Here is a 16,942-nt window from a genome sequence, read left to right as displayed (position 1 = left end):
CGACCGCTCGCCCCCCCGCCGTCCGGTCGTTTCGTGTGATCTCCACCGCCTGTGAGCCCTCCATTGCCTCGATGGCACTGAATCACCTCCGAAAGCGCGGGCAAAGACCCTCGAGAGTCAGCGCAAAAGGCTGTCGGTATAAGACTCACGATAATCTGAACCGGCTCCCCGCTCAATTATTTTTGGTGAAGGGCGGGCTTACGCAGAACGCCCGATCACCGCACACAGGAAAAACGGTACCACCCGCCCGAACATCCATGTCCACTGACCTTGCCGGGTGCATGGATATGCGTCGTAACGTGGGGCGGGTTCCATCCAAAAGGCGCAGATCGCGCTGGCGGTGTTGAAATTGCGGTGAAATGGGCGGGGTTTGCCACGGCGCGACATTGACGCGCCGGACGGGGCGGCGATAAGCTGAACGAATGTTCGCTGCTCGCTATTTCACCTGAGCCCTGACCACCCTGATAGAAGCCTGTTGTTCATGTTGCATTCACTTAAAACACACCTGTTCGGGGCGTTGATGCCCTGCCTCGCGCTTGTTGCTGCCCAATCGGCGGCGGCCACCGATATCCGCCGCGCCGAGGATGCGCTCGCCGAGGCAAATTGGGCCGATTACGCCGCCGACCGGCCCAAGTCGATTGTCGAAATTCAACCCTTCCGGCGTAGCGTCGACGCGCGCCTGCCAGAAGGCGGCGAGGTGCGGCTCACCGCGCTCAATCCGGGGATCAACGCGTGGTTCCTGCTCGATGTGGTGGCCGGTGACGGATCGCGGCGCGCGGCAAGCTATCACCTGGAATTGTCGGACCCCGAGAACACGCGCCTGTCGCTCACGGATGCAGAGGCCCCGGCGCTTTTGTTCGCGCGCGATGGCATCGAGGAGCGCTGCACGCCGTGGCAGGGCCGCACCTCCGAGCTTGACCGCGCCATCGCCTCGGGCCTGCCTTATGCGCCGATCTGCAACGGGCGCGCCTTCGTGCGCAACGAGATGCGCGGCTCGCGCACCAGCCGCGAGGCGGTGGCGGAATTCCTGCGCGACAACGTGGTTTTCGGCGAGAGCATCGTCGGGCTGATAAAGGGATCGTTCTACGAGGATGCCTATATGAGTTCCGGCGAGGTGGTCGCGGGCGGCGCGTCAGGCGATGTCGCGGCAGAGCTTGGCCGCGCGCGGCTCTCGCAGCACCCGGTGATCCGCACCTATTTCGGCTTCGAGCCGGAGGGGGCCGAGCGCGGCATGGAGGCCGGGAGTTGGTATGCCATCAAGGACGCGCCGGGCATCTATGCCAGCGCCATGCAGCCCGGCATGATCCATCCCGACGTGCTGAACGGGCCGGGCCGGACCCACGGGCTCGACGCGGTCGAGCGGCGCGCCGATGTCTATCTTGTCGGGTTCGATATGTCGCAATTCGAGCTGGGCTACGAGCCCGGCACCGATCATCCGCGCCTTGACTGGTCGCCGCGCCCGCCTGCGGGCGTGCGCACGCGCGGCCTGCCGGGGCCCGATGGCTTTGACCGGGCCGCGCCGCTGGTGCGCACCGGGATGCTCAGCCCGGCGCTGACCGACCGTGTTGCCGCGACCTTTGCCGCCGGGTTCAAGCGCGACCACGGGGCGTGGCGCGCGGGCGATCTCGCCTATGCCAACAAGGGCAGCCATTACGGCTTTCTCGCCAACGGCGTGATCTTCAGCAAACTGCATCCGGGCCTTTCTACGCTCTTCGTGCTTGATGACGGATCGGTGCATATGCGCACCTGGCGCGAGGAGGATCGCGCGCTTCTGCCTCGGGTGCGCTTTGCGCGCCAGAACGGCGTGCCGCTGGTCGAGAACGGGGCCGCGGGCGAGCAGGTCACAAGCTGGCTTGGCGGCAACTGGTCCGGCTCTGCCGAGGCGGACCTGCGCACGCTGCGCGGCGGGGCCTGCATGAAAACGGTGGCCGGGCGGGATTTCCTGATCTACGCCTATTTCTCGACCGCGACGCCCTCGGCGATGGCGCGCACCTTTCAGGCCTATGGCTGCGATCACGCCATGCTGCTCGACATGAACAGCCAGGAGCACACCTATATGGCGCTCTATGTGACGGAAAACGGCACGCTCATGCCGCAACATCTCGTGCAGGGGATGGCGGCGGTCGATTCGCGCGAACGTGACGGCACGCCGATCCCGCGCTTCGTGGGCTTTGCCGACAACCGCGATTTCATCTACCTGCTCAGGAAATAGCCAAGGAGGGGAAGCGATGCGCACGCAGATCAAGGGGGCCTTGTCGGGCGGGCTGTTGGCACTGTTACTGGCGCTGCCCGCGTCGGGCCAGACGCTTGCAGAAAACAACGCGCGCATGTTCCAGCAGATGCAGCAGGCCCGCGGGTTGAGTGATGGCCAGATGGCACGCATCCGCAGCATCTTTGCCGGGTCGCGCTTTATCGGCCAGGGCAACCCGGCGGTGACGCGCCACCCGATGACGCCACAACAGCTCGAGGCCAAGCTGGGCCAGAACCCGCGCAGCTATTATCGTAACCGCGCGTTCGAGCGCATCTGCGGCGCGCCGTTCATGGCGCCGCTCTACGATCCGGCCACGCAAAGGCCCGAGGACGCCACCGTCTGCGCCGACATGTTCGAATATCCCAATGTGCCGGGGATGTATCCCGTGACATGGGTGCGCGCAAAGGAGGCGGCAGAACTGTGCTGGGCCGAGGGCAAGCGCATCGGCGATGCCCATGAATGGGAGGGGGCCTCGCACGGGGCGCTGACCCCGCCGGATTATTTCTTCGGGCGCAGTGTGCAGGCCGCGCGCGCCGCCCATAACGCCAAGTACCAGGCAAGCGCGCGCTACAGTATCGGGCCGCAATGGCGCTCGGGCGTCTGCGCCACGGGGAGCCACAAGAATGCAAGCTGCAACGGCGGCAGCTTTACCGGCTGCGGCTCCAACACCTACCCGGCGGGCAGCTTTCCCGAATGCCGCAGCCCGCTCGGCGTCTACGATCTCGACGGTAACGCCGCCGAGCACATGAACCTGCCGCTTGCCCCCGACCAGATGGCAAGCCGGGGCAGCCGCAAGCTTGGCGTGACCGAGATGAAGGGGAGCTGGTTCATCTGGGACACCGTGCGCGCACATACTCATTGGAGCCGCTGGCGCGCCCCGTTCTGGCATGGCGGGCCGGTGCTATCGGCGAGCAGCCATCACAATTACCACCTCGGGTTCCGCTGCTTCAAGGATGTGAAATAGCACGGGGCAGAGACACGGACCGCGCGCCGGGGCATGGCCAGCCTTACGCGCGGCCAGCATCAAAGCTCAATTCGCGGCCAGCGCCGCCATGCGCAAGCGTGGCCCGGCCACCGGCCCCTCGTCGCTGAGCAAGCCTGCATAGAGCGGCGAGGCGATCAGATCGCGCAGGTCCACCGGCCTGCCATCCAGAAACGCCGTGCGGCTTACAAGGCGCACGCCGTGGCTGTAATCTGCATAGCCCGCGCCATGCACCGTGCTCAGCGGCTGGATCGGCTGGCCATTGCCCCGATGCCAGCCATAGATCGCCACCCGGCCGGGCATGGAGGCCAGGCGCGTGGTGAGCACGACATCCTTCTTGTGGCCGGAAATCAGCGTGCCGGGGGCCGCCCCGGCGCGGGCGCGCTGGGCGTCGATGGTGGCGTTGTGCTGCATCAGATACCCGGTCGAGGTCATCTGCGGACCGGCGGGCATCGGCTTGGGCAAGAGCCGCGTCGAGGCCCCGCGATGGATCAGGTCCACCATGCGCGGGGTGGGAAGCATCATGTTGAACGCGTCGCCGATCCGGGTCGCGGCGCGCAGGCCAAGCGGGATGCGCGCGTAATCCGCATCGCTGCCAAGCGCGAGGTAATCTGGCGTGACGCAGAGAGTGACCACCACGGTCGATCCGTCGGCGGCAAGGCCGCGAATGCTGACCGGGCGGAGATTGCGCAAGAAGCCGGGGATATTGCCGCTCAAGATTTCGCGCGCGGCGTGGCGATCACGGGTCACGCCATCGACGGCGTCGAGCCGGGCCATGACCACGCTGGCCCCTTCGGCGCTGCGCGCGCGGCGGGGCATGTCACGGCTGAGCCGGGCGGGGCATTGCGCCGAGCCGGGCACGATCCGGGGGGCGGCGGGCAAAGCGGCCTGCGCGCGCGGGGGCGTGGCGGGCGCAGGGGCGGCCACGGCGGTAGCGGGCGCAGCGGCCACCGGGGCCGCACGCAGCGCCACCGTTACCGCAGACCGGATCGCCAGATCACCGGGCCGCGCGCGGGGGCGCAGAACGGCAAAGGGCTGCGCCTGCGCAGTTGGTTGCACCACAGGCTGCGATACGGGCCGCGACCTTGGCCGCACCGATGCGGTGACGCGGCGCGGTTCTGCCTCGGCAGGGGCTGCGGCACCCTCGGGCCGCCCTGCCCCCGGTCGCGCAGGCGGCACAACCGGCGGCGGCCCGCGAAAGATGCGCGACAGCCGCGACACCCGCGCGCCGGCATCCTCCGGCAGGGACAGCGCGGCAAGGCGCGGCACAGCCGTTGCCGGGATATCGGGCGCAGTCTCGAACGGAGCGCGCGCCCATGCCGGGGCCTTGCCCCCCTCGGCGGGGACCTGCATCACCACCGCGAGGCGATCCGCCGCGCGCGGTGCGATCTGCGCGCCCTGCGTCTCTTCGGGCCCGCGCAGCGCATAGGCTCCCGCCACCAGCGCGATCAACGCGACGCCCGACCCGGCAAGAACGCGGGGCCGGTGCAGCCGAAAGACCAGCCGTGGCCGGGTGGCGATGATGCGGCACAGGCGTGCCCATCCGTGGTGCAGGATATGAGGTAACATGCGCATCACATACAGGTGAGAGCTTAACGCCGCAATAATGCGTTCTACCTGTGATTGCTGGATAAGCCTCGACCGGCAAGAAACCGCTTGTGCCGTGCCGGGGCGGCCCAGAGCCCGGCGGCGCATCTTTGCGCCATGACCGTCAGTTATCGGTGGAAATCCAGCGCGCAGACCGGCAAACTCGGCCTCGGGGCACCGGCAGGGCCGCGACGGGCACGACCGCATCAAGGGGGGATCAATGGGCAATTTCGCAAGGACCGCGACCGGTCGCGTGCTGGCGCTGACCGTGCTGGCGGCGATCTGGGGCAATCCGGGCGCTGCGGCGAACGAGAGCGACGCGGCGGCGATGTGCCACGAAATCGCCGGGCCGCCCACATCCGGCACCCCGGTCAGTCGCGAGGCGATGACCGAGTATTTCGGCACGCTCGGGCGCGCGCGGGCGCATTGCGAGGCGGCGGTAATCGGGCCAGAGCCGGACGCGCAGGCGCTGTATCATCTCGCTGTCATCATGCAGCGCGAGGGCGTGCATGCGCCCGCGCTGCGCCTGTTCGAGATGGCCGCGCAGGCCGGGATCGCCGCCGCCTATACCAAGCTGGGCGATTACCACAATTTCGGCATCGGCCCGATGCGCGAGGATCACGCCCGCGCCGTCGAGCTTTATCGCCGCGCTGCCGAGGGCGGCGACGCGCCCGCGCAATCGACGCTGGCGATCATGTATCGGATCGGGCGCGGCGTGCCCAAGGATTTCGACCGGATGTTCGATTTACTGCACGCAAGCGCCGAGGCGGGCTATCACGTCTCGCAATTCCGGCTCGCCGAAACCTACATGAGCCCGCAATCCGTGCCCGGCGCGCTGGCGCGCCGGCTCAACCTGCCGGACCCGGTGAAGGCCGCCGAATTCTACCGCATGGCCGCCGATCAGGGCAGCGCCGAGGCAAAGGCCGCGCTCGCGCGCTTTCACGAGGATGGCGGGGTTTTCGACGATCCCGAGACGCGGGTGAAATGGCTCCGCCACGCGGCGCAGAACGGCGATGCGCGGGCGCTCAATGCGCTGGGTTTCCTCTACGAGCGCGGCGAGGGGGTGGCCTATGACCCGGTGCGCGCCGCCGAACTTTATATCAAGGCGCTGGAGACGGGCGATCTGCCGGTCGAGGAACTGCGCGGCAAGCTCAATGGTCGCTGGGTGCGCTGGGATCGTGAGACGGCGCTGGAATTCCAGACCATCCTGCGCGAACGCGGCCTCTATCGCGGCGCGCTCGATGCGCAGGTGGGGCCGGGCACGCTTGGCGCAGCACGGCGTCTGACAGAGCGGTAACGCCGCCCTACCCGGCCCGCGCCGCGCCCCCGCCCCGGCACGGGCCGACCACCGCCGCCAGCGCCAGAAACGCCCCCGACACCACCGCGATCATCCCCGCCGCACTCACCGCGTTAGCGTAACCCAGCCAGAGCGGCCCATAGCCCGCCAGCACATAGCCCAGCACCGCCGAGAGGGTGGCAAAGCCCGCGCTCCACGCCACCTGCGCGCCCATCCGGTCGGTCATCATCCGCGCGGCACCGGGCGGGCAGATGAACATCGCGATCACGATGATCGAGCCTATGGCGTCGAAGGCCGCCACCGCCGCGCTCGCCGCCATCGCCACCAGCGCCAGCGACAGCGCCCGCACCGGCAGGCCCAGCGTGCGGGCAAAGCCCTCGTCAAAGGTCGCGATCACCAGCACCCGCCAGAACACCGCGATGAACAGCACCACCGCCGCCAGCACCGCCGCCATGCGCAAGAGTTCCGGCGGCAGGCCGCGCAGCGCGCCTGCATCGAGCAGTGCCGCCCAACCATAGCCATCGAACCAAACGAGGCTTTCGAGATTGCCGTAAAGCGCGTGCTGCACGTCGAGATGCACGCCCGAGGCCGCGCTTTGCTCCAGGAGCAGCACGCCGCCCGCGAACATCGCCGAGAACACCACCCCCATCGCCGCCCCCGGCTCGATCCGGCCCAGCCGCCGCACCGCCTCGATCATCAGCACCGAGAGGAGCGCCGCGCCGCCCGCGCCCAGCATCATCGGCACCGCCGCCACCCGCCCCGAGAGCAGGAACGCCACCACGATGCCCGGAAGCACGACATGGCTGATCGCGTCGCCGATAAGCGCCTGCCGCCTGAGCAGCAGGAAATTGCCCGGCAGCGCACAGGCCAGCGCCGCGCAGATGCCGATGAGCATGGGCGGCAGCGACAGCATCACGAAATCCGCCCCCATCACGCCACCGCCTCCGGCCCGAGATGGCGATCAAGCGCGGCGATCTGGTCGGGGGTCAGGATGTCTTCGAGCGGGCTCAGCCCGTCATGGCGCGCCGCCGCCGCCTCGAATTCGGGCAGGCTGCGCAGCATTTGCCAGCGCCGCTCGTCAAGGCGCGCGCGCGCCGCCTGCGCGCGGCCCCGCGCTGTCGCCACCCCGTCGCCGCGCAGCAGCCCCGCGCGCCGCATCAACCGCAGGGTCAGCGGCTCGTAGATCGGCTGATCGCCCGCCAGCGCAAGCAAGCCCTGCCGCAGATGCACCCGGCGCTGAAACCGCCAATGCCGCACCGCCGCCGCCAGCACCCCGCGCGCCGGGGCCATGAGCAGCGACAGCGCAAACAGCGCAAACCCCGCCAGCACGATCAGCGGCCCGGTGGGCAGGCCGGGGGCTGTGGCCGAGAGCGCGGCCCCGAGATACCCCGCCGCCCCGCCGAACGCCCCGGCGAGGATCACCACCACATCCACCCGCTCCGACCAGAGCCGCGCCGCCACCGGCGGGATGATCAAGAGCGCCACGATCATCACCGCCCCCACCACCTTGAGGCCGATCACGGTGATCGCCAGCGCCAGCCCCATCATCGCCAGATCGACCGCGCGCAGCCCGATCCCCTGCCCCGCCGCATAGCCGGGATCAAAGGCCGCGATGGTCATCGGGCGGCGCAGCACAAAGACCAGCGCCAGCACCAGCGCGCCGCCGCCCGCGATCATCAGCGCCTCGGCGCGCAGCATGCCCGCCGTCGCCCCCAAAAGGAATGTCTCAAGCCCCGCCTGCCGCCCCGCCTGCATCACCTGCACCACCGTGAGCAGCACCACGCCCAGCCCGTAGAACACCGACAGCACCGCGCCGATGGCCGCGTCCTCGCCCAGCCGCGTGCGCGCGGTCAGCCACGAGACACCCCACAGCCCCAGCCCCGCCGAGACCGCAGCCCCCACCATCAGCCCCGGCAGGAACCGCCCCTCGCCGCCCATCGCCACCATCACCATGAAGCCCGCCACAACGCCGGGCAGGGTGGCGTGGCCGATGGCGTCGCTCACCAGCGCGCGCCGCGCGAGGTAGAGAAACACCCCCGTGGCCCCGGCGGCAAAGCCCAGCATCGCCGCGCCAAGCGTGACCAGCGTCGCGTTATATCCCAGCCCGAGGGTGAGCGCGTCCCACAGCATCGCCTCAGCCCGCCGCCGCGTGCATGGCCCCCAGCCGCCCGCCATAGGCCGCGCGCAGGTTGGCATCGGTCATCACTTCTGCCACCGGCCCCTCGGCGATGACCGAGGTATTGAGCAACAGCGCACGGTCGAAATACTCCGGCGCGGTCGTCAGGTCATGATGCACCGCGACCACCGTCTTGCCCTCGGCCTTGAGGCCCTTGAGCACGTCGACGATGGCGCGCTCGGTCGCGGCATCGACCCCGGCAAAGGGCTCGTCGAGCAGGTAGAGATCGGCCCCCTGCGCCAGCGCGCGGGCGAGAAACACCCGCTGTTGCTGCCCTCCCGACAACTGCCCGATCTGGCGCGCGGCAAAGCCCTCCATCCCGACGCGCGCGAGGCTCTCCGTCGCGCGGGCGCGGTGGTGGGGGCGCACCCGGCCCAACAGCCCCAGATCGCGGTAAAGCCCCATCATCACCACGTCGATGACGCGGGCGGGAAACTCCCAGTCGACGCTGGCGCGCTGCGGCACATAGGCGATGCGCGCGCGCATCTCGCCCAAGGGGCGGCCATAGGCCGTGACCCGCCCCGACAGCGGGCGCAGGATGCCCAGCGCCGCCTTGAGCAGGGTGGATTTGCCCGCGCCGTTGGGGCCGATGATCGCGGTCATCTGGCCCGCGCGAAAGCTCACATCGACCGAGAACACCGCCGGTTTCTCGCCATATGACACCGTCAGCCCGCGAATGGTCAGCGGGTTGAGGTCGGGCGGCTCTGCCCCGCCGCGCAGCAGTTCAATCCCCATGCTCACCCCCCCGCCGACAATCGCCCGTCAAGGCCACGGGCCGGGGCCTGCCCGCCCAGCGCGCGGGCAATGGTGGTCACGTTATGGTCGATCATGCCGGGATAGGTGCCCTCGTAGGTGCCGGGCAGGCCCATCGCATCCGAGAAAAGCTCGCCGCCGATGCGCACCTCGTGGCCGCGTGCCGCCGCCCCCTCGATCAGCGCGCGCACGTTGCGATCCGATACCGTGCTCTCGACGAAAACCGCGCGGATGCCGCGCGAAACGATCATGTCGACAAGGTCGCGTATCCGCATGAGCCCGGCCTCGGATTCGGTGGAAATACCTTGTATCCCCTCGACCTCGAACCCGTAGGCGCGCCCGAAATAGCCGAACGCGTCATGCGCCGTCACCAGCACCCGCGCCTCGGGCGGCACGCTGGCCAGCACGCGGGCGGCATAGGTATCGAGCCGGTCGAGCCGGTCGCGCAGGCCCCGCGCATTGGCGGCAAACGCCGCCCCTGCCTCGGGGCGGGCCTCGGCCAGCACCACGGCGATGCGGTCGGTGACGTGCCGCCAGAGCGCCGGCGCCATCCAGACATGGGGATCGAAACGGTTCTCGTAACCGGCATGGGCGATGCGCAGGCTTTCGGGCACCGCCTCGCCCATCGCGGCCACCGGCTGGCGCGCGCCCAGACGGTGCAGGAAATCCTCCATCTGCGCCTCGAGATAGAGGCCGTGCCACAGCACCAGGTCGGCGCGGGTGAGCGCGGCGATATCGGTGCGGGTCTGGCGATAGGAATGCGGGTCGATCCCCGGCCCCATCAGCGCCTGCACCTCGACATGATCGCCGCCGATATCACGCGCGGCATCGGCGATCATGCCGGTGGTGGCGACAATCCCGAGCGGGCCGCCCTGCGCATGGGCGCGCGGCGCGGCAAAGGCCGCAGCGGCGGCAAGGCTCATGGCGTGACGGCGGGTCAGGATCATGGACGAGCGGTCTCCTCGGGGGGCATAGCGGCAATATGCGAGCGGTTCGCAACTTCGTCAAGTAAAATGCAACTCATTCGCAATAACAAAATCGCTCTGTCACCTGCTCGCGCAAAGGCACGCATGAATTTTTACCATAGTCACACATGAAATTGATCGCGATTGTTCGTCGCGGCTCTTCCCCCTCTCGACGCGGGCCACGGCGCTGGTCTAGGCTCAGGAGGCCGATGGTCCGGCACGGGGGCCTGTCTGGGGAAAGTATCTGCATGTTGGGGCTGATTGCACGGCGTCTGGCGCTTGGTTTCGTGACCGTGTGGCTGGTGTCGGTCATCATCTTCCTCGGGGTCGAGGCGCTGCCGGGCGATGCCTGCACCGCCCTGCTGGAGCGCGACGCGCATGGCGAGGCGCTCGCCGCCTGCCGCAAGGCGATGGGGCTCGATACCCCTGCCCTCGCCCGCTATGCGCATTGGGCGGCGGGGATCATGCAGGGCGATTTCGGGATGTCGGCGGGCGGGCAGGAAAGCATCGCAGAGATGGTTGGCTACCGGGTGCGCAACTCGCTTTTGCTGGCGGCGGGCGCGCTGGCGGTGGGGATACCGCTGGCCATATCGCTCGGTGTCATCGCCGGGCTGACCCGCGACCGCTGGCCCGATCTTCTGGTCTCGACCGGCGCGATTTTGGCCATGACGATCCCCGATTTCGTTGCTGCCACAGTGCTGATCCTCGTGTTTGCCATCTGGCTGGGCTGGGTGCCCGCCATCGTGCTGACCCCCGCCGACGCGCCGCCGCTGGAATTCTTTCCCGAGTTCATCCTCGCCTCGACCGTGCTCACCATGCTGATGATCGCCCATGTGATGCGGATGATCCGCGCCTCGGTGATCGAGGCGATGGCGAGTGAGTATGTGCAGATGGCGACGCTGAAGGGCGTGCCCTATTGGCGGATCGTGTTCCGCCACGCCCTGCCCAACGCGCTCTTGCCCGCGATCAACGTCATCGCGCTGACGGTGGCGTGGCTTCTGGGCGGGGTGGTGGTGGTCGAGGTGGTGTTCAACTATCCCGGATTGGGCCGCATGTTGGTCGATGCCATTTCCGACCGCGACCTGCCGGTGGTGCAGGCGATCACGATGATCGTGGCGGCGACCTATGTGGGCGTGAACCTCGTGGCCGACATCCTCAGCCTCGCGCTCAACCCGCGCCTGCGCAGCCACCGCGCGAGGCAGGGATGAGCGGCGCGGCGCTGTCGGCCACGGTGCGCGCGCGCGGTGTGCTGCGCGACATGCTGGCACGGCCCTCGGGGGCGATCGGGCTGGCGCTGGTGGCGTTTCATCTCGCGCTGGCGCTGCTCAGCCCGTGGCTTGTGCCCTATGATTACAAGGCGATGGACGCCACCGGCACCCTCGCCGCCCCCTCGGCGCTCCATTGGCTGGGCACCGATCACCTTGGGCGTGACGTGCTCACCCGCGTGATGCTGGGCGGGCGCGAGGCGCTTGTCATCACCGGCATTGCCACGCCGGTGGCGATGCTCTGGGGCGGGCTGACCGGCGTGTGGCTGGGCCTGCGCGGCGGCTGGCCCGACGAGGTGGCGATGCGCATCGTCGATGCCTTCCTCGCGCTGCCGGGTATCCTGCCGCTTCTGGTGCTGATCACCGTTTTCGGCACCGGCGGCGAGGTGCTGTTGCCGACGCTGGCGTTTTTCTTCGGCATCCCGGTGATCCGGGTGGCGCGCGCGGCGGCCCACGAGGTGGTGGCGCGCGATTTCATCGCCGCGGCGCGGGCGCGCGGGCACCGCCCCTTTGACATCGTCCGCCGCGAGATCCTGCCCAACGTCACCGACACGCTGCTGGTCGAGGGAGCGATGAGGTGGTCGTGGATGCTTCTGGGGTTCTCTGCGCTGTCATTCCTGGGCTTTGGCGTGGCACCGCCGCGCCCCGACTGGGGGCTGATGGTCTCGGATGCGCGGGTTTACATGTCGCTTGCGCCCGTGGGCGTGATCGCGCCGGTGGTGGCGCTGTCCACGCTGATCGTCGGCATCAACCTCACCGCCGATGCGCTCGCCAAGACGCTGGGCCTTGATCGCGCGCGCAAGGCGGTGATCTGACATGGCAGACCGCGCGCCCCTCATCGACATCGAAAAGCTCTGCGTCGGGTTTCGCGGTCGCTCCGGCGCGATGCTGCCGGTCCTGCACGAGGTCGATCTGGCCGTCTGCCGGGGCGAGAGCGTCGGCATCGTCGGCGAGAGCGGATCGGGCAAGAGCACGCTGGCGCTGGCGGCGATGGGCTATCTGCGGCATGGCCTGGCACGGCTGGACGGCGCGGCGCGGTTCGACGGGCAGGACATGTTTTCCCTCGACGCGCCGCGCCTCGCGCGCATCCGCGGCGGCAAGCTGGGCCTTATCCCGCAGAATTCGGGCCAGGCGCTGACGCCGACGCAGCGCATCGGCACCCAGATCGCCGAATCGCTGCGGCTGCATTGCGACCACGATCCCGCAACGCACCGCGCCCGCGCCTGCGAGTTGCTGGCACAGGTGCGCCTGCCCGATCCCGAAACCATCCTCACCCGCTACCCGCACGAATTATCCGGCGGGCAACAGCAGCGCGTAGCCATCGCGATGGCGCTGGCGGGCGAGCCGGACGCGCTTTTGCTCGACGAGCCGACCACCGGGCTCGACGTGACCACGCAGGCGCATATCCTCAAGCTGCTGCGCGAATTGGCCAGCACGCGCGACATGGCGATGGTCTATGTCAGCCACGATCTCGGCGTGATCGCGCAGGTCTGCGACCGGGTGCATGTGCTCTATGCCGGCGAGACGGTGCTCACGGGGCCTGCGCGCGCGGTGCTGCGCACGCCCGCGCATCCCTATGCCGCCGCCTTGCTGGCCGCGATCCCGCGCCTCGGAGACGACACCCTGCCCCGCGCGCTCGACGGACGGCCGCCGACACCGGACATGCCGCGCACGGGGTGTGCCTTTGCGCCGCGCTGCACGCTCGCCACGGATGACTGTCGCGCCGCCCGCCCCACCATGGCCGAAACGCCCGGAGGCCAGCACGCGCGCTGCCTCTATCCCGAGCGGGTCGCCCCGCTCGCCGCCCCCGACAGCGCCGCGCCCGAACCCGCCCCCGACGGCGCACCGCTGCTGGGCCTCGACGCGCTCAGCGTTCGTTATGACAGCCCCAGCCTGCTGGCGCGGCTGCGCGGCACGCCGCGCCCCCCGGCCACCGTCGAGGGCATCACGCTCGATCTGCGGCGCGGCGAGACGCTGGGCCTCGTGGGCGAATCGGGCAGCGGCAAATCCACCATCCTGCGCGCCACGGCGGGCCTGTTGCCGCCTGCCTCGGGGCGGATCGCGCTGGCGGACGGCACCGATCTGGCCACCTCTGCCGAGCACCGCCGCCCCGAGACGCTGCGCCGCATCCAGATGATTTTCCAGAACCCCGACGAGAGCCTGAACCCACGCCAGACCGTGGGCGAAATCCTCGCCCAGCCCCTGCGGCTCTATTTCGGGCTGCGCGGCCAGCCCTGCCGCGACCGCGCCACCGAATTGCTCGACACCGTGCGCCTCGGCGCGCATTACCTCGACCGGCTGCCGGGCCAGCTCTCGGGCGGCGAAAAACAGCGCGTCGCCGTGGCCCGCGCCTTTGCCGCCGGGCCGGAGGCGGTGCTTTGTGACGAGATCACCTCGGCGCTCGATGTCTCGGTGCAAGCCGCCGTGCTGGAATTGCTCAATAATCTCAAGGCGCGCCACGGCACCGGCTTCGTCTTTGTCAGCCACGACCTGACGGTGGTGCGGGCGCTCTCGGACCGGGTCGCGGTGCTCTACCAGGGGCGCATCTGCGAACAGGGGCCGACCGAGGCGGTCTTTGCCCCGCCGCATCACCCCTACACGAATGTGCTCCTGGGCGCGGTGCTGGCCCCCGATCCCGACCACGCGCCGCGCCTTCTGGCCGAGGACGCCACCGAACTGGCCCCGCCCGCGCGCGGCTGCCCGTTTCAGCGCCGCTGCCCGGTGAAACGCGGGGCGATCTGCGACACCGACACGCCCCCTGCCCGCGAAACCGCGACCGGCCACATCATCCGCTGCCATATCCCGCTGGAGGAGTTGCGCGCGCAGGCGGGATGACACCCGGCGCAGATTGCCTTCATGCCGCCCCTCTCCCGCGTCAGGGTCCGACCCCAAAAACCGCCCCTAGAGCATGTTGCTCAAAAGTGGGAACCGGTTTTGAGCTTCTCGAACATGCTAAATCAATAAGTTAGAGTGTAGCGCGTGAATGCGAATGAACGCGACACGCTCTGGCGAACACGGCATGGGGCCTGAACCACCCTTGATCATGGATCGCCATGCAACATGAACAGGCAAAGGAAGAAAGGGCCGCACCAGCGACCCTTTTCCTAACCCTTATATTTCCTAGCTGGAAAATGGAGCGGGCGAAGAGATTCGAACTCTCGACCCTTACCTTGGCAAGGTAATGCTCTACCCCTGAGCTACGCCCGCGTCCTTGGGTGAGCCGGGAGATACAAAGCCACGGCGCGGGCTGCAAGAGGAAAATCACCCCGAGACGAGAGAAAATTCGACTGCGGCGAGGCCGGTTGGAACCCGTCGCTTTGCGGGGTGATGCGCAGGGAGAGGTCGCGGCCCCGGTGGGGTGCAGGGTGAAATCGACGCTGAGGACGATCGCGCCGGTCTCGCCCATGGGCAAAAGCCCGAAGGCGCCCGGCTCGTCGATGGCGCATGGTCCAAACGTCCGAACCCCGGCATTGCGCAAAAAATGTGGCGTTTTGCGCGACAAGGCCTGCTGATCGGCCACAGGAACAAGGTGGTCGGTATACGTCCGAGGTCCGTATGATCCGGGTTGGAACTACCGAGACCCTGCACATTCAACCGACAAAAAAAGGCACATCCTGACGCCCCTGGCTTCCGTCAAGATCGTCAGCGCGCCGAGGACCAGGGAACGAAAGGTTAAAAAAGTGTTTGCAGTATCGAACAGTAAATTTAAAACTAATGTTAAATTTATTGTGATCGAACGTTGGAGAGCATGATGGCTACCAACCCGCGCCCCGACACAGGCGGTGGTGATAACCTCTTAGGCACGTGCGGTGATGACCTGATCACGACCGCGGAAAACGCGCGCTTTGACAATGTTTTGTGCTCTGTCGGGGACGATATCTTGACCGTCTCGCTCAACGCGGAAGCCGTCCGCCTGATCGGGGATAATAACACACGTGTTGGTGGGCTGGGCTTTGGCCGGACGCGATACGATTCGTTCCCGATCACATCGGTCGATATCGACGCAAACGCGAGCCCGGCGCAGCGGGAGGAGCGTCACGATGGTGATGAACACGTCCCGCCTACGGTGTTCGCGCACCTTGGGCGGCCATTTCGTAGCCCCCGAACGGCAATAAAGCCGTGTTCGATGTTTTCGGGGCACGTTTGATCAATGCACGACAAGGCAGACGGCTTTGGCGACCAAGATACCAATATAATGAATGGGGGTGAATTCACATGCCGACATTTACGCTTTCCGGGTTTCAGGTAACACGAAACGCAACCGATACGGTGGTGGCGGTTGACCCGCTGTCCCTGTCGGTTTTTGTCCCCGAGGGTCAGACGACCTTCAGCTATTCGATCCTTGGCACAGAGCCCGACGACATTCCCGAGGTCGACATCACGTCGGATGCGGTGTCGGTGATTGCATCCGGGCCGGGGGTGCCCGGCGGGGTGGCGGCCCTTCCTGACGACTCCCTTTCCTTTCTTGGAACCGTCACCACCAGCACGGGCACCCACACGCTGCTTGTGTTCGAGGTTGAACAGGATGATGGCAGTTTCCTTGACGCGTTCTTTCAGATCGGCGGTGATCCTTTGGCCGTGCCGGGCAGCGTTACCGCATTTCAGGCGATTGAAGACGGTGTCACGCAAATAGGGGCCGCCACGGGCGCGTTTGCGCCGGGCGCGACCATCTCGTTCAGCAGCCTTGCCAACACGACCGAGGAAGCCGGGCCGAACCAGGTGGTTGGCACGGATAGCGACGACGTGTTGCCGGGCACGGCGGGCGATGACCTGATCGTGACGGGCAACGCCACGCCGAACGGGGACCAGGTTGACGGGTCTGCGGGCGATGACGTGATCGACATGTCGGGCAATGACGGAGTGAACGGCTTTGTCACGCTGAACTACAGCGCGCTGGACAGCGGTATCGCCGTGACCATCGACGGGGTGGCCGAGACCGGCACGGTAAACAAGGGCGCGAACGGCACCGACACGCTGATCGGGGTGGAGCAGCCGCTTTTCGCGGGCTTTGGCAATGGTGGGCTGGGTGTGATCGGCACCTCAAGCGCCGACAGCTTCACCCTTGCGCCCGGCGCAAACCAGTGGATGCAGGTGCGCGGCGGCGACGGCGCGGACAGCTACGAGATCAGCGGCGACGGGCTGGTGCGGCTCGATTTCGCGTCCACCGGCGCGACCGGCGGGGCGCAGGTGAACTTCGCCACCGGCGCGATCGCCGATGACGGGTTCGGCAATGCCGAGACCATCACCGGCACAAGCAATGTGTGGGAGGTGCGCGGCACCGCCAATGCCGACGCGATCACCGGCGGCGCGGCGGATGAAAGCTTCATCTCGCGGGGCGGCGACGACACGATCGATGGTGGCGACGGGTTCGACCGGCTGCGCTATGACCGCTCGGGCGTGGGCAGCGCGAGCGTCGATCTCGCGGCGGGCACGGCCACCGGCAGCTGGGACGGGGTGGCCTTTACCAACACGATCAGCAATATCGAATGGGTGCGCGGCTCCAACAGCGCCGACACGCTGGCGGGCGATACCAACGAAAACCGCCTCGACGGCCGTGGCGGCACCGATACCTTCGTGCACGTGGGCGGCAACGACACCATCGGCGATTTCGACGCCGCCACCGAGACGCTGATAGTGCGCGTGGCGGGGCTGACGCAGGCGCAGGT

13 protein-coding genes and 1 tRNA gene are annotated in these 16,942 nt (G+C 68.1%); 8 read left to right on the top strand and 6 right to left on the bottom strand.

Features of this window, described 5'->3' with window-relative positions:
• The first annotated feature begins 520 nt into the window (after positions 1 to 520).
• Positions 521 to 2,212: a hypothetical protein gene (locus tag ABIE58_RS18880; protein ID WP_354546202.1), complete on the top strand. Its 1,692-nt coding sequence runs from the start codon at positions 521 to 523 to the stop codon at positions 2,210 to 2,212.
• Positions 2,213 to 2,228: 16 nt separating this feature from the next.
• The gene (locus ABIE58_RS18875; protein WP_354546201.1) at positions 2,229 to 3,215 is read left to right on the top strand and encodes an SUMF1/EgtB/PvdO family nonheme iron enzyme; all 987 of its coding nucleotides are present in this window, start codon (positions 2,229 to 2,231) and stop codon (positions 3,213 to 3,215) included.
• Positions 3,216 to 3,281: 66 nt separating this feature from the next.
• On the opposite strand, the gene ABIE58_RS18870 is transcribed toward ABIE58_RS18875, so the two are convergent.
• Positions 3,282 to 4,802 (bottom strand): hypothetical protein, encoded by a 1,521-nt coding sequence (locus ABIE58_RS18870; RefSeq protein ID WP_354546200.1) that lies wholly within the window; start codon positions 4,800 to 4,802, stop codon positions 3,282 to 3,284.
• A gap of 238 nt (positions 4,803 to 5,040) precedes the next feature.
• On the opposite strand from ABIE58_RS18870, the gene ABIE58_RS18865 reads away from it, so the two are divergent.
• Complete coding sequence (locus ABIE58_RS18865; protein WP_354546199.1) at positions 5,041 to 6,117, top strand: tetratricopeptide repeat protein; 1,077 nt, start codon at positions 5,041 to 5,043, stop codon at positions 6,115 to 6,117.
• A 7-nt stretch (positions 6,118 to 6,124) separates the two neighbouring features.
• On the opposite strand, the gene ABIE58_RS18860 is transcribed toward ABIE58_RS18865, so the two are convergent.
• Genes ABIE58_RS18860 through ABIE58_RS18845 form a run of 4 tightly spaced genes read right to left on the bottom strand, consistent with a single transcriptional unit; the run spans position 6,125 to position 9,993 of the window.
• Entirely contained in the window at positions 6,125 to 7,048 is a 924-nt protein-coding gene (locus tag ABIE58_RS18860) for a metal ABC transporter permease (protein ID WP_354546198.1), read from the bottom strand.
• Positions 7,048 to 8,247 (bottom strand): metal ABC transporter permease, encoded by a 1,200-nt coding sequence (locus tag ABIE58_RS18855; RefSeq protein WP_354546203.1) that lies wholly within the window; start codon positions 8,245 to 8,247, stop codon positions 7,048 to 7,050. The genes ABIE58_RS18860 and ABIE58_RS18855 overlap by 1 nt, the downstream gene beginning before the upstream one ends.
• A 4-nt stretch (positions 8,248 to 8,251) precedes the next feature.
• Positions 8,252 to 9,028 (bottom strand): metal ABC transporter ATP-binding protein, encoded by a 777-nt coding sequence (locus tag ABIE58_RS18850; protein ID WP_354546197.1) that lies wholly within the window; start codon positions 9,026 to 9,028, stop codon positions 8,252 to 8,254.
• 2 nt (positions 9,029 to 9,030) lie between these two features.
• Positions 9,031 to 9,993, bottom strand: a complete 963-nt coding sequence (locus tag ABIE58_RS18845; protein WP_354546196.1) for a metal ABC transporter solute-binding protein, Zn/Mn family — start codon at positions 9,991 to 9,993, stop codon at positions 9,031 to 9,033.
• Between the two features lie 266 nt (positions 9,994 to 10,259).
• On the opposite strand from ABIE58_RS18845, the gene ABIE58_RS18840 reads away from it, so the two are divergent.
• The 3 genes from ABIE58_RS18840 to ABIE58_RS18830 are packed head-to-tail and all read left to right on the top strand — an operon-like array spanning position 10,260 to position 14,111.
• Complete coding sequence (locus tag ABIE58_RS18840; RefSeq protein ID WP_354546195.1) at positions 10,260 to 11,219, top strand: ABC transporter permease; 960 nt, start codon at positions 10,260 to 10,262, stop codon at positions 11,217 to 11,219.
• The gene (locus ABIE58_RS18835; protein WP_354546194.1) at positions 11,216 to 12,091 is read left to right on the top strand and encodes an ABC transporter permease; all 876 of its coding nucleotides are present in this window, start codon (positions 11,216 to 11,218) and stop codon (positions 12,089 to 12,091) included. The genes ABIE58_RS18840 and ABIE58_RS18835 overlap by 4 nt, the downstream gene beginning before the upstream one ends.
• Before the next feature lies 1 nt (position 12,092).
• Complete coding sequence (locus ABIE58_RS18830; RefSeq protein WP_354546193.1) at positions 12,093 to 14,111, top strand: dipeptide ABC transporter ATP-binding protein; 2,019 nt, start codon at positions 12,093 to 12,095, stop codon at positions 14,109 to 14,111.
• A gap of 297 nt (positions 14,112 to 14,408) precedes the next feature.
• Here the strand turns inward: ABIE58_RS18830 and ABIE58_RS18825 are convergent.
• Positions 14,409 to 14,483: transfer RNA gene (locus ABIE58_RS18825), tRNA-Gly, on the bottom strand.
• Positions 14,484 to 15,027: 544 nt separating this feature from the next.
• Between ABIE58_RS18825 and ABIE58_RS18820 the strand changes: the two genes are divergently transcribed.
• The gene (locus tag ABIE58_RS18820) at positions 15,028 to 15,423 is read left to right on the top strand and encodes a hypothetical protein (RefSeq protein WP_354546192.1); all 396 of its coding nucleotides are present in this window, start codon (positions 15,028 to 15,030) and stop codon (positions 15,421 to 15,423) included.
• A 68-nt stretch (positions 15,424 to 15,491) separates the two neighbouring features.
• Positions 15,492 to 16,942: autotransporter outer membrane beta-barrel domain-containing protein (locus ABIE58_RS18815; RefSeq protein ID WP_502950119.1), on the top strand; the 1,451-nt coding region annotated here is incomplete at its 3' end.

The sequence above is a fragment of the Roseovarius sp. MBR-78 genome, from assembly GCF_040547535.1.
In the GTDB taxonomy this organism is placed as follows: Bacteria; Pseudomonadota; Alphaproteobacteria; order Rhodobacterales; family Rhodobacteraceae; genus Roseovarius.
Note: the sequence above shows the minus strand (reverse complement) of the source record. Positions and strands in the feature narration are given on the sequence as shown.